The organism is Simplicispira hankyongi (assembly GCF_003570885.1).
Lineage (GTDB): Bacteria > Pseudomonadota > Gammaproteobacteria > Burkholderiales > Burkholderiaceae_C > Simplicispira > Simplicispira hankyongi.
Window position 1 is genome coordinate 1,369,114 of record NZ_QXJC01000001.1, and the last position, 15,558, is coordinate 1,384,671.

Genomic DNA, 15,558 nt, shown 5'->3' on the forward strand with positions numbered 1-15,558 from the left:
TTTTACAACCCCCCGAAATAATCATTGGCTTCTTGGATGAATTTTGTTGTATTAGTCGAATTATCTTGCAACTCTTTCTTTATCCTCTCAATTAATTCAAATCTCGCGGCTTTTGATTTTTCTAAGTTATCAAACCCGTATGCCACCCCATTTCTATCCCATTGCGCCGGCAGCCATTCTTCCTCAGAGATTCCGCAATCTGGAATGACTATAGACTCACAACCACAAAGAACCGCAAAACTTGAGTAAGCGGTATAAGGGTCATAAGAAATAAACTGCTTTACACGCTTGAATATTAACGCAATTTCGGCATGCGACTTCCCATCAATCAGTATTGAGTCATTTAAGTCATGAACAATTGGCTTACCCTTTCCCTTTCTAATGCAATATGCGGTTCCACGTCTTTCAGTAGCAGTCTCAATTTCATTATACAATTCTAATGGGTAATGCACGACTCTAAGTTCGCTCGATGACATATGAGAAGTCGGCGTTTCAAATGGTTTTATTCCAGAATGAAATCTAAAATACAGTTCATTTTCTCCATAATAAATTTTCTTCGTAATATGTCCAGGACTATGAAGAAACCATCTGACAATATTTTTTGCTTTCAATGGATTCCCAAATACCACCTCCGGATAAACGACTATCCAGTCATCCCAATTTCTTATACCAGATATCTTTCGTAAAACTGGCGTTGAAAATCCAGGATTTACCTTAAACGGTAAAATCCTTCTGTATCGTTCTTTAGCAAATTTTAGCAATGGGCCAATGAAATTGTGCACGCTAAATTCGTGGCTATCTACATAGGGCGCCAGATACGCCTCTCCTCCCAATTTATTTATCTGATCGCACAGTTTGTGCAGAACAATATAGCCGCCATCGTTTTCGCTATACGATTGGGTCAAAATCAAAAACTTCTTCATTTTGCTTAACTTAATTACCTCGAGAGATCAGATATTTTCTGCTAGCCGTGATCAATTTTTCCGAAAATTTATAGCTAAGACCACCAATAAAAATCAAAATTGACCCCAGGAATATTATTTCTATTAGCAAGTGGAATCGAGTTACCGGAAGGTTAGCAATATCTTCTAGAATTTTCGCAGTAACGAGCACCGGAAGTCCTATCGCGCAGACATCGTGAAGCAGCCATCTAAAATGCAATCCGTAACTGAATCTAGAATGAACCACAGGCACCCAAAAAAAGAAATAAATCGCATTTGAGACCAACCATGCATAGCCGGCACCTATCGCACTATATCTCCAAGTGGCCCACACTAGGGATGGAAGTAGAAATGAAATGAATAAGGCACTTCCGATCAAATGCAATTTCAAATCGCCCTTTGCGAACTGTAAGTAATAGGCAAAAGCTGCCATTGCCAAAAACCCATTGCCTAAAGCATACAGCCGCAACACGGGCGCAGCATAAGCAGCAGCATGGGCATCTCCAGTCCACACCCACAGCACCTGTTTAGCGAAAAAAGCGAGTACTAGGCAGGCAGGTATCGCGATGACAGCTACCATTTGGGTAGCTTTGCGGTACAAGGCAATTAAACCGGCTTCGTCACCTTCTGCCTGCAGCCGGGCCATGCGAGGCAGAAGTGCACTGCTGATGGGGCCGCTGATCATCATCACGCCGCTGGCTGCCAACACGGCCAGAGTGAAATAGCCGTATTCGGCCAATGGCAGAAGTTTTGAGAGCACCAGTTTGTCGGTCTGCGTGACCAGCACCCACACCGACGAGGTGAAGGCAATGCTGAGCGAGAACTTGAGCACGGGCTTAATAGGAGCAAACAGCGAAGCGGGCAACCACCCCAGCAATTCCCCTCGTGGCACGGCTGGGAACAAGCGATAGGACTTGGTCGTCAGGCCCGCCAACTCCACTACCGCCACCAGCAATTGGTACGTAAAGAAGACTGCAGGCGAATGCCCTACCCATATCAGTATGGGCAACACACCCACAAAGCGCAGCGTAGCCACAAACGCATTGAAGCCGCCCAGCCAAACTAGCCGCTCAGCGCCTGAGATGCAGCCCCGGTACAACCCAGACATCCAGCGCAGCGCCACGCCTACGGCCATGAGCTGCAGCGCCAGTTGCACCTGCGCCAGCGGCAGGGTTTGCACCTTGAGCCAGCGGTCGGCAATCACGCCAGAAAACAGGAACATGGCGCCGCCGCCCAGCAGCGCGACCGCAAGGAAGATGATTTGCAGTGCGCGCAGCAGGCGCCGGTAGCTCAGCGCATCGGTAGCGCCACCATAAAAGCGCGCGGTTTCACGCGCCACGGTGGGTGTGAGACCCATGTCAAGCAGGTTGAACCAGGCCTGCAGCATGGTGAAGAAGCCCACGAGCCCATAGGCCTCTGCGCCCATGTATTTCAGATACAGGGGCAGGATAAGGATGCCTACCAGGGTGACGTAAATCTGGGTGGCATAGCTGGCGAGGATGTTTTTCTTGAGAGACACGAAAATTACTTCAGTTGAATGCTCATGAGGTATTTTTCGCCTCGATCTTCGATACTGGCAAATCCAATTTTTTGATAAAACTTGAGAGCTTGAATGTTATTTTTTCTGACTTCCAACTGGCAAACAGAAAAACCGCGTTGTTTGCTTATGAACAATACCTGATTCAACAATGCGTAGCCTACGCCTTTGCCACGTGCTTCGATGGATGTACCAATAAGCGTGATGTAGCTTGCTATCTTGTCTTGAGCATTACAGTAGAAAAATACAAAGCCCAAAATCCCATTGGGATCTTGATGAGTTATTAATTCCGCCTCGCAACTCAATTTTTCTAAGTAAGCTCCGTCTTCAGGAATAAAAAGGCCTCGTTGCTTTTTTTGCTCGTCCTGGATGAGCCTATGAATTTCCTCAGGAATCAGCATAATTTTGCATCAACCAAAGAATAATCTTTTAATTTACTTTTAACCATCTCTTTGTCGCAATGCATTAATAAATCAATGATGGATAAGTGCGAAACAAAATTAACTCCACCTTGCGGATAAGGACTGATATTAGTGCGCAAGAAATTAAGCTCAATATCGTATTTCTTGAATTCACTTGACGAATACAACTCAACGCCACCCATAGAATTAATGTAACAATTAACTCCAATTTCTTTACAGATAGCAATTACTTTTTCTTGACTTTTTAATCGATGATTTATTCCAATTTCCGACGATATTTTTATATCCGTTTCTATGTCAAGATAGGCACAAATCTCCTTCACAGAATTGAAGATGAAAAAAAATAGATTGTCATTATCAAAATGCAGAATTTTCTCAACGAGACGGTATGCGCTATCAAAATTTGACGCCTTAAGATAGGCGCCTTTTAATTGATTTAATAGTTTAGCGCGATCAAAATCTACTGATAGCTTGCGTTGCACGACATCAAGCGAATCCGAGTCTTTTTTTATTGGAATAGAAAATAAAACATCACCGCCATTTGATAGCATTCTATTTCTATTAATCCAGCCTTTTTTAGTGTATTTAATATTATCGTATATTACAAACACATCAACAGCAGAAATTAACTGAAAGTATCCGATATAAGGAAGAAAATACGGCTGCATGATGGCACCTTTCATACAGCAGCCTCCCTAATCACTGCCACAATTTGGTCTTGCTGCTCCAGCGTAAGCGCCGGGTAAATAGGCAAACAAAGCACCTTCTGCGCCGCAGCCGTCGCTTCGGGCAGGTTTTCCCGGCTGGCTGAGGGCATCCCCCGGTACATCGGAAAATCGGTAATCAGGGGGTAGAAATAACGGCGGGCAAAGATATGGTTATCTTTGAGTTTTTGGTAGAGCGCATCCCGGCTGAGCGGGTAATCGGGTTCTACCATGATGGGGAAGTACGAATAGTTGGATACTTGCTGCCCCGCATCTTGCACGCAGCGGATGCCGGGCACGTTGTGCAGTGCAGCGCGGTAGGCAGTATCGATGGCCTGCCGCTTGGCCAAGGCGTCGCCCACATATTGCAGTTGCAGCATGCCAAAGGCGGCATTGATTTCGCTCATCTTGCCGTTGATGCCTGGGGCCACCACGGTGGTCTCATCCACAAAGCCGAAGTTTTTCAAATGGTCGATGCGCTGCTTGGTTTTGGCGTCAGGGCAGATGATGGCGCCGCCTTCAAAGGTGTTGAAAACTTTGGTGGCGTGAAAACTGAGCACCGAAAGGTCGCCATGGCGCAGCACGCTGCCGCCAGCGTCTTGCACGCCAAAGGCGTGGGCGGCGTCGTAGATGACCTTGAGGTTGTAGTTGTCGGCGATCTTCTGGATGGCCTGCACATCGCACGGGTGGCCGTAGCAGTGCACCGGCATGATGGCGGTGGTGTGCGGGGTGATGGCGGCTTCGATGCGGGCGGGGTCGAGGTTGAGCGTATCGGGGTGCACGTCCGCGAACACGGGTTTGATGCCGTTCCACAAGAGGGAATGGGCGGTGGCCACGAAGGAATACGGCGTGGTGATGACTTCGCCGGTAATGCGCAAGGCCTGCAGAGCGGTAACGAGGCCGAGCGTTCCGTTAGAGAACAAGGCGAGGTGCTGCACGCCCAGGTACTCACACAGCGCTTTCTCAAGCTGCTGGTGAAACGGGCCGCCGTTGGTGAGTATCTTGTTCGCCCAGATGGCCTCCAGGTACGGCATGAACTCTTCCAGCGGGGGCAAGGCGGGCTGGGTGACGTAGATGGGCGAGGTCGCGCCACTTACTACCTTTTCAGTAGCTGCTTGCGCAGGTGGGACAAGCGCTAGAGGTTGTTTTTGCATGTATTTTCCTAGGCGCTTGGGGCGGCGGGTGGCGCAGCAAGCAAGGTTTCATCGATCGGCATCTCGGCCAAGCTTCTGACGGGCAATCGCAATGGACTGGTGCAGTTTGGCCTGCAGGGTTTCGCGCGGTGGCAGCAGAGTGAGATAGTCGGCCACGCGGATGTTGCTTTGGGGCAGTTGCAGCAGTTCGACGTGCTCTTGGCTTTTGCCGGTGCACGGGATGAGGCCGATGGGGGGTGGCTTCACCCTCCATCTGCTCGTGCTTTTCCAGGTAGCGCAGGTACAGCTCCATCTGGCCTTTGTAGGTGGCTTCGAATTCGCTGATCTTGAGGTCAATGGCTACCAGGCGGCGCAGACGGCGGTGGTAGAAGAGCATCGAATTGATGCGCTCTTGCAACTGGCGCACGCTCCAGCGTTCGACACGGCAGATTTCGATATAGAAGTCGCGTTGGAGGGAATCGTCGATTTGAATCAACAGCCGCAGGTGGGGCCAGCTCAATTCAGAACACAGTGTGTGCAGAATTTCCGCCTCAGGAAACACCTCCGCCACGCGCACACAGTAACGCAGTTGGCGCTCTCCCCAGCCCTTGCCAAATTCAGCCGTCAGTTGCCGCGCCAACCCGGCCACCACCTGCTTGCCGTATTCACCCCGCTGCCCCTGAAGCAGTTCTGTGCTGATGCGGCGTCCGATATGCCAGTAAAGCTGGGTGAGTTCGGCATTGACTGCACTGGCCACCCTCTGGCGGGCCGCATCGATGAGCTGGCGAACTTGGGCCAGCAGAGGGGCGGGCGCACCAGCATCTACCGATTCCATGGGGGGCTGCGGGCGCTTTGGCATGGCTTATTTCTGCCCGATATACCAAGGCATGGCCAGCGCCAACCCTTCACCGATGCGCTGCGTGGGTGCATAGCCCAGCAAGCGTTGCGCCTTGCCTATGTCAGCCAGACTGTGGCGCACGTCGCCGGCGCGAAAGTCGCGGTGCACGGGCTGGGCGCCCGCTAGGCGCGGGTAGCGCGGCAGCAGGTGGCGGTGCAGTTGGGCATACAGCTCGTTCAAGCTGGTGCGGTCGCCCACGGCCACGTTGTAGACCTGGTTTTTCGCGTCGGGGTTGGGTGTGGTGGCGGCCAGCAGGTTGGCTTGCACCACGTTGGCGATGAAGCAGAAGTCGCGGCTGGTTTCGCCGTCGCCGTTGATGTAGACCGGCTCGCCTTTGATCAGGCTGGCAATCCATTTGGGGATGACGGCGGCATAGGCGCCTTCGGGGTCTTGCCGGGGGCCGAACACGTTGAAGTAGCGCAGGCCGATGGTGTTGAAGCCGTAGCAGCGGGCAAACACTTCGGCATACAGCTCGTTGACGTATTTGGTGACGGCGTAGGGGCTGAGCGGTTTGCCAATGGTGTCTTCGACCTTGGGCAGGGCCGGGTGGTCGCCATAGGTGCTGCTGCTGGCGGCGTAGGTGAAGCTTTGCACTTTGGCGTCGCGCGCGGCTACCAGCATATTCAGGAAGCCGGCGATATTGGCGGCGTTGGTGGTGATGGGGTCTTGCAGGCTGCGCGGCACGCTGCCCAGGGCCGCCTGGTGCAGCACGTAATCAACCCCGTCGCAGGCGCGCTGGCAATCGGCCAGTTCGCGGATGTCGCCTTGGATGAACCTGAAGTTGCCCCATTGCACCGGGGTGACGAGGGTTTGCACTTCATCGAGGTTGCGCTGGTGGCCGGTGGCAAAGTTGTCGAGCCCCACCACGCGCTGGCCGAGCTTGAGCAAGGTTTCGAGCAGGTTGCTGCCAATGAAGCCGGCCACGCCGGTGATGAGCCAGGTGCGGGGGGTGGCTTGCAACTGGGTTTGCAGGGTTTGGTACGCGGTGGGCTTTTGCATTGTTATTAATTTTGATAGCTGCTAACGCTTACTGGATAAGCGTTAGGGAGCCTCTGCACGAATCGTCGCGCCGTGTGCATCTGCGGCCTCGGGCGATCTGCAGCGTTGCAAATCCTCGCGATAGCTACGGCTATCGCTGCGGTTTGTGCCTTGCAGCTCATCCCGATCCGCAGCGCCCACTTGCCACGCGATTCGTGCAGAGGCTCCCTAGAGGCTGTTTTTACTAATTTTTCATCTACCCCAGACGGGTATGGCGGCCTACCTGCAAGCGCAGCACCCCACATTCCGGCAATGGGAGTCAGAGCACGAGTTTCGCTGCACGAAATCGTGATCTGACCCCCATTGCCTGCGCCGGTCGTGGGCGCTTGCCGGAGCTGTGTGGTTTTACAGCCGGCCATCAGCCGCACCCAATGGCAAGATGCCCTTGACATCAAACAGCACAGCGCCCTTCTGGCCCAGGGCCTTGATGCCGGCTTCGCCCAGCGCCACGAACTGCTGGTGGCCCACAGCGAGCACGATGGCGGCGTATTGGCCTGCATCAGGCGTGGGCATGTCGGCCAGGCATTGCAGGCCGTATTCGTGCTGCGCCTCGGCCACATTGATCCAGGGGTCGTACACATCGACCTGCATGTTGTAGCCCTGCAGGGTGTGCACCATGTCCACCACCTTGGTGTTGCGCACGTCGGGGCAGTTCTCTTTGAAGGTCAGGCCCAGCACCAGCACGCGGCTGCCCAGCACGGGCAGGTTCTTGCGCAGCATGAGCTTGACGGTCTGGTCGGCCACGTGGCTGGCCATGCCGTCGTTGATGCGGCGGCCCGCCAAGATCACCTCGGGGTGGTAGCCCACTTCCTGCGCCTTGTGCGTCAGGTAGTACGGGTCCACACCAATGCAGTGGCCGCCCACCAGGCCGGGGCGGAAGGGCAGAAAGTTCCACTTGGTGCCGGCCGCCTGCAGCACTTCGAGGGTGTCGATGCCGAGCTTGTTGAAAATCAGGCTCAGTTCGTTCATCAGGGCAATATTTACGTCGCGCTGGGTGTTTTCGATCACCTTGGCGGCTTCGGCCACGCGGATGCTGCTGGCCTGGTAGGTACCGGCGGTGATGATCTGTGCATAAAGCTGGTTGACGGCCTGGGCCGCCTCGGGCGTGCTGCCGCTGGTGACCTTGCGGATGGTGGGCAGGCGGTGCTGCTTGTCGCCAGGGTTGATGCGTTCGGGGCTGTAGCCGCAATAGAAGTCCTGGTTGAACGTGAGGCCACTGTGCTTTTCCAGCACGGGCACGCACACTTCTTCGGTGGCGCCGGGGTAGACGGTGGATTCGTAAATGACCACGTCGCCCGCTTTCAGCGCCTTGCCCACGGTTTCGCTGGCCTTGACGAGGGGCGTCAGGTCGGGCCGATTGGCCTGGTCTACCGGGGTGGGCACGGTAACGATGAAGACCTGGCACGCCCGCAAGTCGGCTGCGTTGCTGCTGAACTGCAATTGGCGGGCAGCGGCCAAGTCTGGTGGTTCGACTTCCAAGGTGCTGTCGCGGCCCGCTTGCAGCTCGGCAATGCGCGCCTGGTGAATATCAAAGCCCAGCACCGGGCGCTGCTTGCCGAATTCCACGGCGAGGGGCAGGCCCACGTAACCCAGGCCGATGATGGCGATGTGTGCGTTCGATAAATTCATAAAGCTGCAGTGAGCAAGGCCGACGCCGTGGCGCCTTAAGCCCCTATTAAGAAAATGGTGCTTGGCGGGCGCATTCTAAAGTTGGCAGGCCTACAGAGGCCTTGTTAATATCAACAGTCGGCTCACTGTGTCTGTCACGTAAAAGTGGCGCCGGGACTGCGCTTTATACTGCGCCGGTTGCTCTGCACCGCTGCTTTATAGAAAGTTCCCTTGCCAGCCATGCCCCATTGCCGCTCGATTCTTTATCGTCTGCACTCCCTGCTTTTTGTGGCGGTGGTCGCGTACGGCCTGACAGGTGGCCCCGCAGCGGCGCAACAAGGCACGCCCATGCGCGGCGAAGTTACTGCTGCGGCTACCCCCCCCACGGCAAGCCGCGGGCTTGATGCCCCCGCACGCAAGCTGCAAGAGGCCGGCGCAGTGCCCAGCACGGTCGATTCGGACTACAAGATCACCCCCAATGATTTGCTGGAGATTGAGGTATTCGGCGTGAGCGAGCTCAAGCGCACGGTGCGCGTGAACACCAGCGGCCAGATCGCCATGCCGCTGATCGGCACGCTGAGCGTAGCGGGCTTGACCCCAGCCGATGCCGAGGCGCTGATTGCGCTGCAATACAGCGGCAAGAACTTCCTGCAGGATCCGCAGGTGTCCATCTTCGTGAAAGAGTTCACCACGCAGCGCGTCACGCTCGATGGTGCGCTGAATAAGCCGGGCGTGTACCCGCTGACGGGGCAGATCACCCTGCTGCGCGCACTGGCCATGGCCGGTGGCGGCGGGCAGTTGGCCGATATGGAAAACGTGATGCTGTTTCGCATGACGCCCGCCGGCAAGAGCGAGTCAGAGAAATACGATGTGCTCAAGATTCGCAAGGGCGAGGCGCCCGACCCCATGCTGCAGAACGACGATGTGGTGGTGGTCAACCGTGTGGAATCCCGCGTTACGCTGCGCGACTCGCTGTTCCGCGACATCATCGATACGCTCAACCCCTTTGCTTCCAGCTACCGCAACGTCGCAACCCCCAATTGAAGCCCGCTCGCCACGCGAGCGCCCTGGGGTGGCACGCCGCCCTTTTTAGTTTTTCTGCGCGCCATGTCCCAAGACCCTCAACACCCCGAGCCTGACCACCTGCCCGCTGCACACCGCGGGCCCGCCCCTTCGCACGCGCTGCAGCTGCGCGGCAACCATGCGCTGGGCATGCCCATTGCGCAGGCGCCAGCCCCGCAGGAAGAGGACGACGACACGCTCGACCTGCGCGACCTCTGGCGCATGGTGGTCAAGCACAAAGGGCTGCTGGTGTCGGTGGCCATTGGCGGGCTGCTGGTGGCTTTGCTGCTGAGCTTCATCAAAACGCCGCTGTACCTGGCCACCACCACGGTGCAGGTGGACAAGCGCGCCGCGCGCGTGGTGAAGTTTGCGCAAGACGCCGACGCGAACCAGGATGTCGATGAGCGCACGGCCTTGGGCACGCAACTGGAGCTGCTCAAGAGCCGGGTGCTGGCCGAGCGGGTGATCGACGAACTGCAACTTGACCGCCAGGGCCTGCCCATGCCCACGGCGGCAGCGCCTGCGGGCGACGCGGCGCCTGCCGGCAGCGATGCAGAGCCCGAAGCGCCCGAAGCCACTGGCTGGCAGGCCATGATGGGCAACCTGCTGGACCGCATCAAGGACAGCTACGGCAAGATCCGCGAGCCGGCATCGAACAGCGCCGAACGGCTCAACCGCGAACAGGTGTTGAAGGCTTTTAACGACACTGTGAAAGCCGAGCAAGTGCGCAATTCGCGCATGCTGCGCGTCCAGGTGGAAAACGCCAGCCCGCAACTGGCGGCGCGCATTGCCAACAGCGTTGCCGAGGGCTTCATCGCGCTGAACCTGGAGCGGCGCATGGATTCGTCGTCCTACGCCAAGACGTTCCTGGAAACGCAGCTCGGCCTCACCAAGGCCAAGCTGGAAGAGTCGGAGCGCAAGCTCAACGAATACGCGCGCAGCCGCAACATTCTCACGCTGGATGAAAAGACCAACGTGCTGAACCAGACGTTTACCGAATATTCCACAGCGCTCACCAAAGCCGAACAGGACGTGATCAAGACCGATTCGGACTATGAGGCGATTCGCACGGCGCCCGACACGTCGCGCCAAGTGCTCGAGAGCAAGACGATTCAGGACTACAAGGCCCAGATCAGCAAACTCGACCAGGACTATCAGGAAGCGGGCAAGGTCTACAAGGACGACTTTCCCAAAATGAAGCAATTGCGCGCGCAGATGGACGAACTCAACAGCCGGATCAAAGCCGAGGTGCAAAGCATTCTGGCTTCGGTACGCAACCAGGCACAAACCGCCAAGCGCCAAGAGCAACTCATTCGCTCCCGACTGCAGCAAACGCGCGCCGAAATCATGCAGGCGCAGGACCGCAGCGTGGACTTCAACCTGCTCAAGCGTGAGGTGGACACCAACCGCGAGCTCTACAACGGCCTGCTGCAGCAGGTAAAAGAAGTGGGCGTGGCCGGCGGGGTGGAGACGAACAACATCCAGGTGGTGGACAAGGCCGAAGTGCCGCTGTTCCCCTACAAACCGAAGCTGGCGCTGAACGCTGCCATTGGGCTGCTGGCGGGCATCGTGCTGGGCCTCGGCATCGTGTTCCTGATGGAATCGATGGACGATTCGATCAAGTTCGCCGACGAGGTCGAAAAGCTCCTGCAGGTGCCGCTCTTGGGCGTGATCCCCAAAGTCAAGGAGAAAACCAACCTGACCAGCCTGGCGCTGCTGGTGCACGAAGACCCGCGCGGGCATATCGCCGAGGCCTACCGCTCCGTGCGCACGGCGCTGCAGTTCTCCACGGCCGATGGCGCGCCGCGCCGCCTGGTGCTGACCAGCACGACCAAGAACGAGGGCAAATCGACCACAGCGCTGGCGCTGGCCATCAACTTCGCGCAGATGGGCGCCAAGGTGGTGCTGATCGACGCCGACATGCGCAACCCCTCGGTGCACAAGTACCTGAACCTGCCGAATACGGCGGGCCTGTCGAACTACCTCTCGGGCCACGGCAAGCCGGGCGAGATCACGCGCATGAGCGCCATCGACAACCTGATGGTGATCACCGCCGGGCCGATTCCGCCCAGCCCCGTTGACCTGCTGACCGGCCCGCGCCTGGGCGAGCTGATGGACCTGCTGGAGGTGCGCGGCGCGCAGTACATCATTTTCGACGGGCCACCGGTGCTGGGCCTGGCCGACGCCATCGTGCTGGGCAACCAGGTGCATTCGGTGCTGTTCGTGGCGCAGGCCAGCCAGACGCGCAAGAGCCACATCAAGGACGCCTTCCGGCGCCTGCGCATGGCAGGCGTCATGCCCTGCGGCGTGGTGCTGACCAAGACCACGGCGCAGAACACTGCCTACTACACCTACGACAACTACTACGGCTACGGCGTGGATTCACCCGCACCCAAGCCACCGGCTGCCGGCCAGGGCGATCGCACCGAGCCTTCGCTGACGGCGGCCTGAGGCCGCGCCAGCCGAGCAGCCGGATTTCCCATGCCCAAGAACGCCCTGGCCAAGGTGCTGCTCGATTTTGGCCGGACACCTGGCCGCTACGCGCTGCGCCTGCGTGAGCCGCGTGAGCTCTACGCCCAGCTCGACACCGTGGCGCTGTGGGCGCAGGGGCGCGTACCCGATGCGCTGCAAGCCCAGGCGCAAGAGATCAAGGCAGCAGCGGTGCTGTTCATCCAGCGCGCCTGCTTTGCGCAGGAGAACACCCACTACCAGGTGCTGGGCCTGATGCCCGGCGCGGTTGACCCCGAACTGCTGCGCACCCGCTACCGCGCACTGATCCGCCTGACCCACCCCGACATGGGCGTGCAGGGCCTGCCCAGCGGCGCCGCCGGCATGGTGAACCGGGCGCAGGAGGTGCTGGCCAACCCCGAATTGCGCGAGCGCTACGACCAGCAGCTTGAAGGCAGCGCGCGCCCCACTTGGCAAGGGGTGGCACCTGCGCCCGCGCCCAGCACTGCCGACGTGCGCAGCATGCAGCGCCGCCGCCTGGACAGCCACCACCACGCGGGCCTGGGCGAGCGCTGGCGCGCGCTGTGGGCCCGCTACCCCACGCAGGCGCGGCTGCTGCTGACGGCCACGGGCGTGGGCGTGCTGGTGCTAGGCCTGCTGACCTGGGCCGCCAACGATGCGCCTGGCGGCGCGCTGGTGGTAGCCCGCGCGCCGGCAAAAGCGGGCGCCGCCACGCCGCAAAGCCTGGCACGCAGCCCCGTGACCCAGACTGCGGCACGACCTGCATCCACCGCTCCACAAGCGCGCACCCCGACAGCAGCGCCGCCCGCAGCTCTGGCAACAGCCAACAGTGAAGACCACAAGGCCGACCTCACCTTGTCGCGCGACGTGCTGTGGGCTGCCGAGCCGGCCAGGCCATCCGCGGCACATGCGGCAGCCGCCACAGAGGGCGGCGGCGCCACACCTACTGCACGTGCACCCGCTACCGCCCAGGCACCGTCGACGCCGCTGCCCCAATTCGTTGCCGATGCAACAGCACTCCCCCGCAGCCCGACCCCCGAGCCGCGCGCGGCACGCGAGCCGAGCGCCACGCGCGTGGCATTGAACAGCCACAGCGACGACGCCCTGGCTGCGCCGCCGGCGCGGGCAACGCCCGAACCGATACAGACGCCGCCAGCCACCTGGACCGCAGCCGCGGCAGCACCCATGCCTGCGCCCACCCCCGCCCCCGCGCCCCCACCCACGCGCCCGGTGGCGACCGCACCGGCACAGCCGCCAGCCCCGGCAGCACCGCCTCCAGCGCCGACGCCGACGCAGGCTGTGGCGGCTGCCACCGCGCCCACACCGCAGTGGAGCGTGGACGTGCCTGGCGCAACGCAATATCTGCGCGACCTGATGGTGCTGCTTGAGCGCCCGCAGGAGGCCAGCCGCACGAATGAGCTGCTGCGCAGCATGAATGTGAAGGGCAATGTGATGGCACCCGGCCTGCGGCTGGCGCGCGACTACCCACAGCTCAAGGTCAACGCGATGGCGCTGTCGGAAACGCGGCGTCCCGGGGCGCTGGATTTGCACGGCTCGGTGCTGATCACAGCGCAGAACCCCCAGACCGCCGCCAGCACCACCGTGCGCTACCGCGTATTGGCGCAGTTCGTTGGCGCAGAAGGCGGCACTGCCCTGACCCGGCTTGACATGCAGGAGTCCGAATGAGATCCAGCCCTGCCCGCCGATTGGCGCGCGCCACCTGGATAGCCCTGTGGCTGGCGCTGGCCGGCGTGCTGTGCGTCTGGGCCTGGCCGCAGCAGATTGAGCGCGGCTGCTGGCTGGCGGAGTGGCCGTTTGAGCAAGGCTGCAGCGACTACAGCTCGGGCAAGCTGGAGACCACCACGCCGACCCAGCAGATTGCGCACCTGGAGCGCAACATTGGCGACGGACGCGCCTACTTGTGGCTGACCACCAACCTGGCTGGGCAGAGCGACGACCTGGCCACGCCCTTGCTGCCCTGGCTGCAAAAGCTGGCGCCGCACGACGATCAGGCGCTGACCCTGCAGGCCTCGGCCAGTCTGCGCAACAAGGACTACGCGAGCGCCGCCAAGGCCTTGACGCTGCTGGTCGAGCGCGGCGAGGCCAACGCCCGCGAGCCGCTGGTGGCGTTGATGCTTGAGCCCACCACACAGGATTTCGTGCGCGCACAGCTCACGCCGCAATCGCGCTGGCTCGACCCGGTGCTGAATTCGCTGAGCGCGCAGGTTCCCGTGGATGCCCTGCAAGCTTTCGTGAGCGAAGGCTGGAAGCTTGGCGTGCTGCGCCCGAACACGGTGCTCGGCCAGATTGAGCGGCTCAAGCGTGACGGCTACTGGCTGGACGCCTACAGCCTGTGGGTGGCGCTGCTGGGCCAGGTGCACGACGGCTTGTACAACCCCGGTTTCGACCGGCGAGCGAGCCTGCGCGGTTTCGACTGGACCTGGCCGCAGCAGCGCGCTGGCAAGGTGGGCGTGCAGGTGGCGCAGGTGTCCGCCGCACCGCGGCCCGGCAATATGCTGCAGGTGGAAATGACCGGGCGCGCCGCCCTGCCCCAGGCACTGGTGAGCCAGCCGGTGGTGCTGCTGGGCACCCGGTACCGCCTCACCGGGCGCTACATGAGCGACCGCTTGCGCTCGCGCGAGGGCCTGGTGTGGGCGCTGCGCTGCGCTTCAGGCGACGAGCGCTTTGCCCAGACCGAGGTGCTCGAAGAGACGCAAAAGGAGTGGCGCAACTTCGAGCTCGATTTCGAGATGCCGGCCGAGTGCGAAGGCGCAGCCCGCCTGCAACTGGAAGCCACCGCCGCCTGGGAAGCGCGAGCAGGAATCGCTGGGGTGATGTATTTTGACGACTTCGAGTTGCGCCCCCGCGCGGCCGAGGCTCCCCAATGATCGACCTGCATTCCCACCTTCTGCCTTGCATTGACGACGGCGCGCGCTCGCTGGAGATGTCGCTGGAGATGGCACGCCAGGCGGTGGACGCAGGCACCCGCATCATGGCCTGCACGCCGCACATCTACCCCGGGCTGTACATGAACGACAGCGCCGGCATTGCGGGCCACATCAAAAAACTGCAGGCCGAACTGGACGCGAATGGCATCGCGCTCAAGCTCACGCGCGGGGCCGACGCGCACCTGGTGCCCGAGCTGCTCGAAGGCCTGCAAAGCGGGCGTGTGCCGACGCTGCACAACTCACGCTACTTTCTGCTGGAGCCTTCGCACCACGTGGCGCCACCGCATTTCGAGGATTCGGTGTTCCAGATCATGGCGGCCGGCTTTGTGCCGCTGGTGACGCACCCCGAGCGCCTGGTGTGGATCGAAGACCACTACCCCACCTTTGTGCGCCTGGCCGAGCGCGGCGCCTGGATGCAGATCACGGCAGGCTCGATCACCGGGCGCTTTGGCAAGCGGGCACGCTACTGGAGCGACCGCTTCCTGGACGATGGTCTGGTGGCGGTAGTAGCCAGCGACGCCCACAACACCCGCGCCCGCAACCCGCGCATGGACGAGGCGGTGCAGCGGCTTATTGAATGCGCCGGCAAGGACGAAGCACGCCGCATGGTGCTGGGGCGCCCGCAGGCCGTACTCGACAACCTTGAGCCGGGTGCGGTGCCGACCGTGCCGGGCCTGGCCTCCGGCAAGGCCCGGGTGGGACAAAAACCCTGGTACCGGCGCTTGTTTGCAGGCCGGTAGCGCACTGCCGCGCGGCGTTAAGCCGGCGTCACGTGCTATGAAATTCGCATTCCGACGT

The 15,558-nt window shown here is 59.8% G+C and carries 13 protein-coding genes; 5 read left to right on the forward strand and 8 right to left on the reverse strand.

The features are described 5' to 3' along the window. Positions 1 to 2: 2 nt before the first annotated feature. The 8 genes from D3F03_RS17145 to tviB all read right to left on the reverse strand — a co-directional run bounded on the left by D3F03_RS17145 (position 3) and on the right by tviB (position 8,302). A complete protein-coding gene (locus tag D3F03_RS17145) occupies positions 3 to 923 on the reverse strand; it encodes a WavQ (protein ID WP_147414703.1) in 921 nt (306 codons plus the stop codon). Between the two features lie 10 nt (positions 924 to 933). Continuing rightward, positions 934 to 2,460 carry a lipopolysaccharide biosynthesis protein gene (locus D3F03_RS06355; RefSeq protein ID WP_119108434.1) on the reverse strand — a complete coding sequence of 509 codons (1,527 nt, stop codon included), beginning with the start codon at positions 2,458 to 2,460 and terminating at the stop codon, positions 934 to 936. 5 nt (positions 2,461 to 2,465) lie between these two features. Further along, complete coding sequence (locus tag D3F03_RS06360; RefSeq protein WP_119108435.1) at positions 2,466 to 2,879, reverse strand: GNAT family N-acetyltransferase; 414 nt, start codon at positions 2,877 to 2,879, stop codon at positions 2,466 to 2,468. After that, positions 2,873 to 3,583, reverse strand: a complete 711-nt coding sequence (locus tag D3F03_RS06365; RefSeq protein WP_119108436.1) for a WbqC family protein — start codon at positions 3,581 to 3,583, stop codon at positions 2,873 to 2,875. The genes D3F03_RS06360 and D3F03_RS06365 overlap by 7 nt, the downstream gene beginning before the upstream one ends. Then, positions 3,580 to 4,638, reverse strand: coding sequence for a dTDP-4-amino-4,6-dideoxy-D-glucose aminotransferase VioA (gene vioA / locus D3F03_RS06370; protein ID WP_245960533.1), 1,059 nt, complete (start codon positions 4,636 to 4,638; stop codon positions 3,580 to 3,582). Before vioA ends, D3F03_RS06365 begins: the two co-directional genes overlap by 4 nt. Before the next feature lie 70 nt (positions 4,639 to 4,708). Continuing rightward, positions 4,709 to 5,572, reverse strand: a complete 864-nt coding sequence (locus tag D3F03_RS06375; RefSeq protein ID WP_425453082.1) for a PDDEXK nuclease domain-containing protein — start codon at positions 5,570 to 5,572, stop codon at positions 4,709 to 4,711. A 27-nt stretch (positions 5,573 to 5,599) separates the two neighbouring features. Next, positions 5,600 to 6,634 carry an NAD-dependent epimerase/dehydratase family protein gene (locus D3F03_RS06380; protein ID WP_119108438.1) on the reverse strand — a complete coding sequence of 345 codons (1,035 nt, stop codon included), beginning with the start codon at positions 6,632 to 6,634 and terminating at the stop codon, positions 5,600 to 5,602. A gap of 384 nt (positions 6,635 to 7,018) precedes the next feature. Further along, on the reverse strand, positions 7,019 to 8,302 hold the full coding sequence (gene tviB, locus D3F03_RS06385) for a Vi polysaccharide biosynthesis UDP-N-acetylglucosamine C-6 dehydrogenase TviB (protein ID WP_119108439.1): 1,284 nt from the start codon (positions 8,300 to 8,302) through the stop codon (positions 7,019 to 7,021). Positions 8,303 to 8,629: 327 nt separating this feature from the next. Between tviB and D3F03_RS06390 the strand changes: the two genes are divergently transcribed. The 5 genes from D3F03_RS06390 to D3F03_RS06410 all read left to right on the forward strand — a co-directional run bounded on the left by D3F03_RS06390 (position 8,630) and on the right by D3F03_RS06410 (position 15,500). Next, the gene (locus D3F03_RS06390; RefSeq protein WP_158606139.1) at positions 8,630 to 9,325 is read left to right on the forward strand and encodes a polysaccharide biosynthesis/export family protein; all 696 of its coding nucleotides are present in this window, start codon (positions 8,630 to 8,632) and stop codon (positions 9,323 to 9,325) included. 63 nt (positions 9,326 to 9,388) lie between these two features. Then, positions 9,389 to 11,794: a GumC family protein gene (locus D3F03_RS06395; protein ID WP_119108441.1), complete on the forward strand. Its 2,406-nt coding sequence runs from the start codon at positions 9,389 to 9,391 to the stop codon at positions 11,792 to 11,794. A gap of 30 nt (positions 11,795 to 11,824) precedes the next feature. Further along, positions 11,825 to 13,498 (forward strand): DnaJ domain-containing protein, encoded by a 1,674-nt coding sequence (locus tag D3F03_RS06400; RefSeq protein WP_119108442.1) that lies wholly within the window; start codon positions 11,825 to 11,827, stop codon positions 13,496 to 13,498. After that, positions 13,495 to 14,700 (forward strand): hypothetical protein, encoded by a 1,206-nt coding sequence (locus D3F03_RS06405; protein ID WP_147414704.1) that lies wholly within the window; start codon positions 13,495 to 13,497, stop codon positions 14,698 to 14,700. The genes D3F03_RS06400 and D3F03_RS06405 overlap by 4 nt, the downstream gene beginning before the upstream one ends. After that, entirely contained in the window at positions 14,697 to 15,500 is an 804-nt protein-coding gene (locus D3F03_RS06410; protein ID WP_119108444.1) for a tyrosine-protein phosphatase, read from the forward strand. Before D3F03_RS06405 ends, D3F03_RS06410 begins: the two co-directional genes overlap by 4 nt. The last annotated feature ends 58 nt before the right edge of the window (positions 15,501 to 15,558 follow it).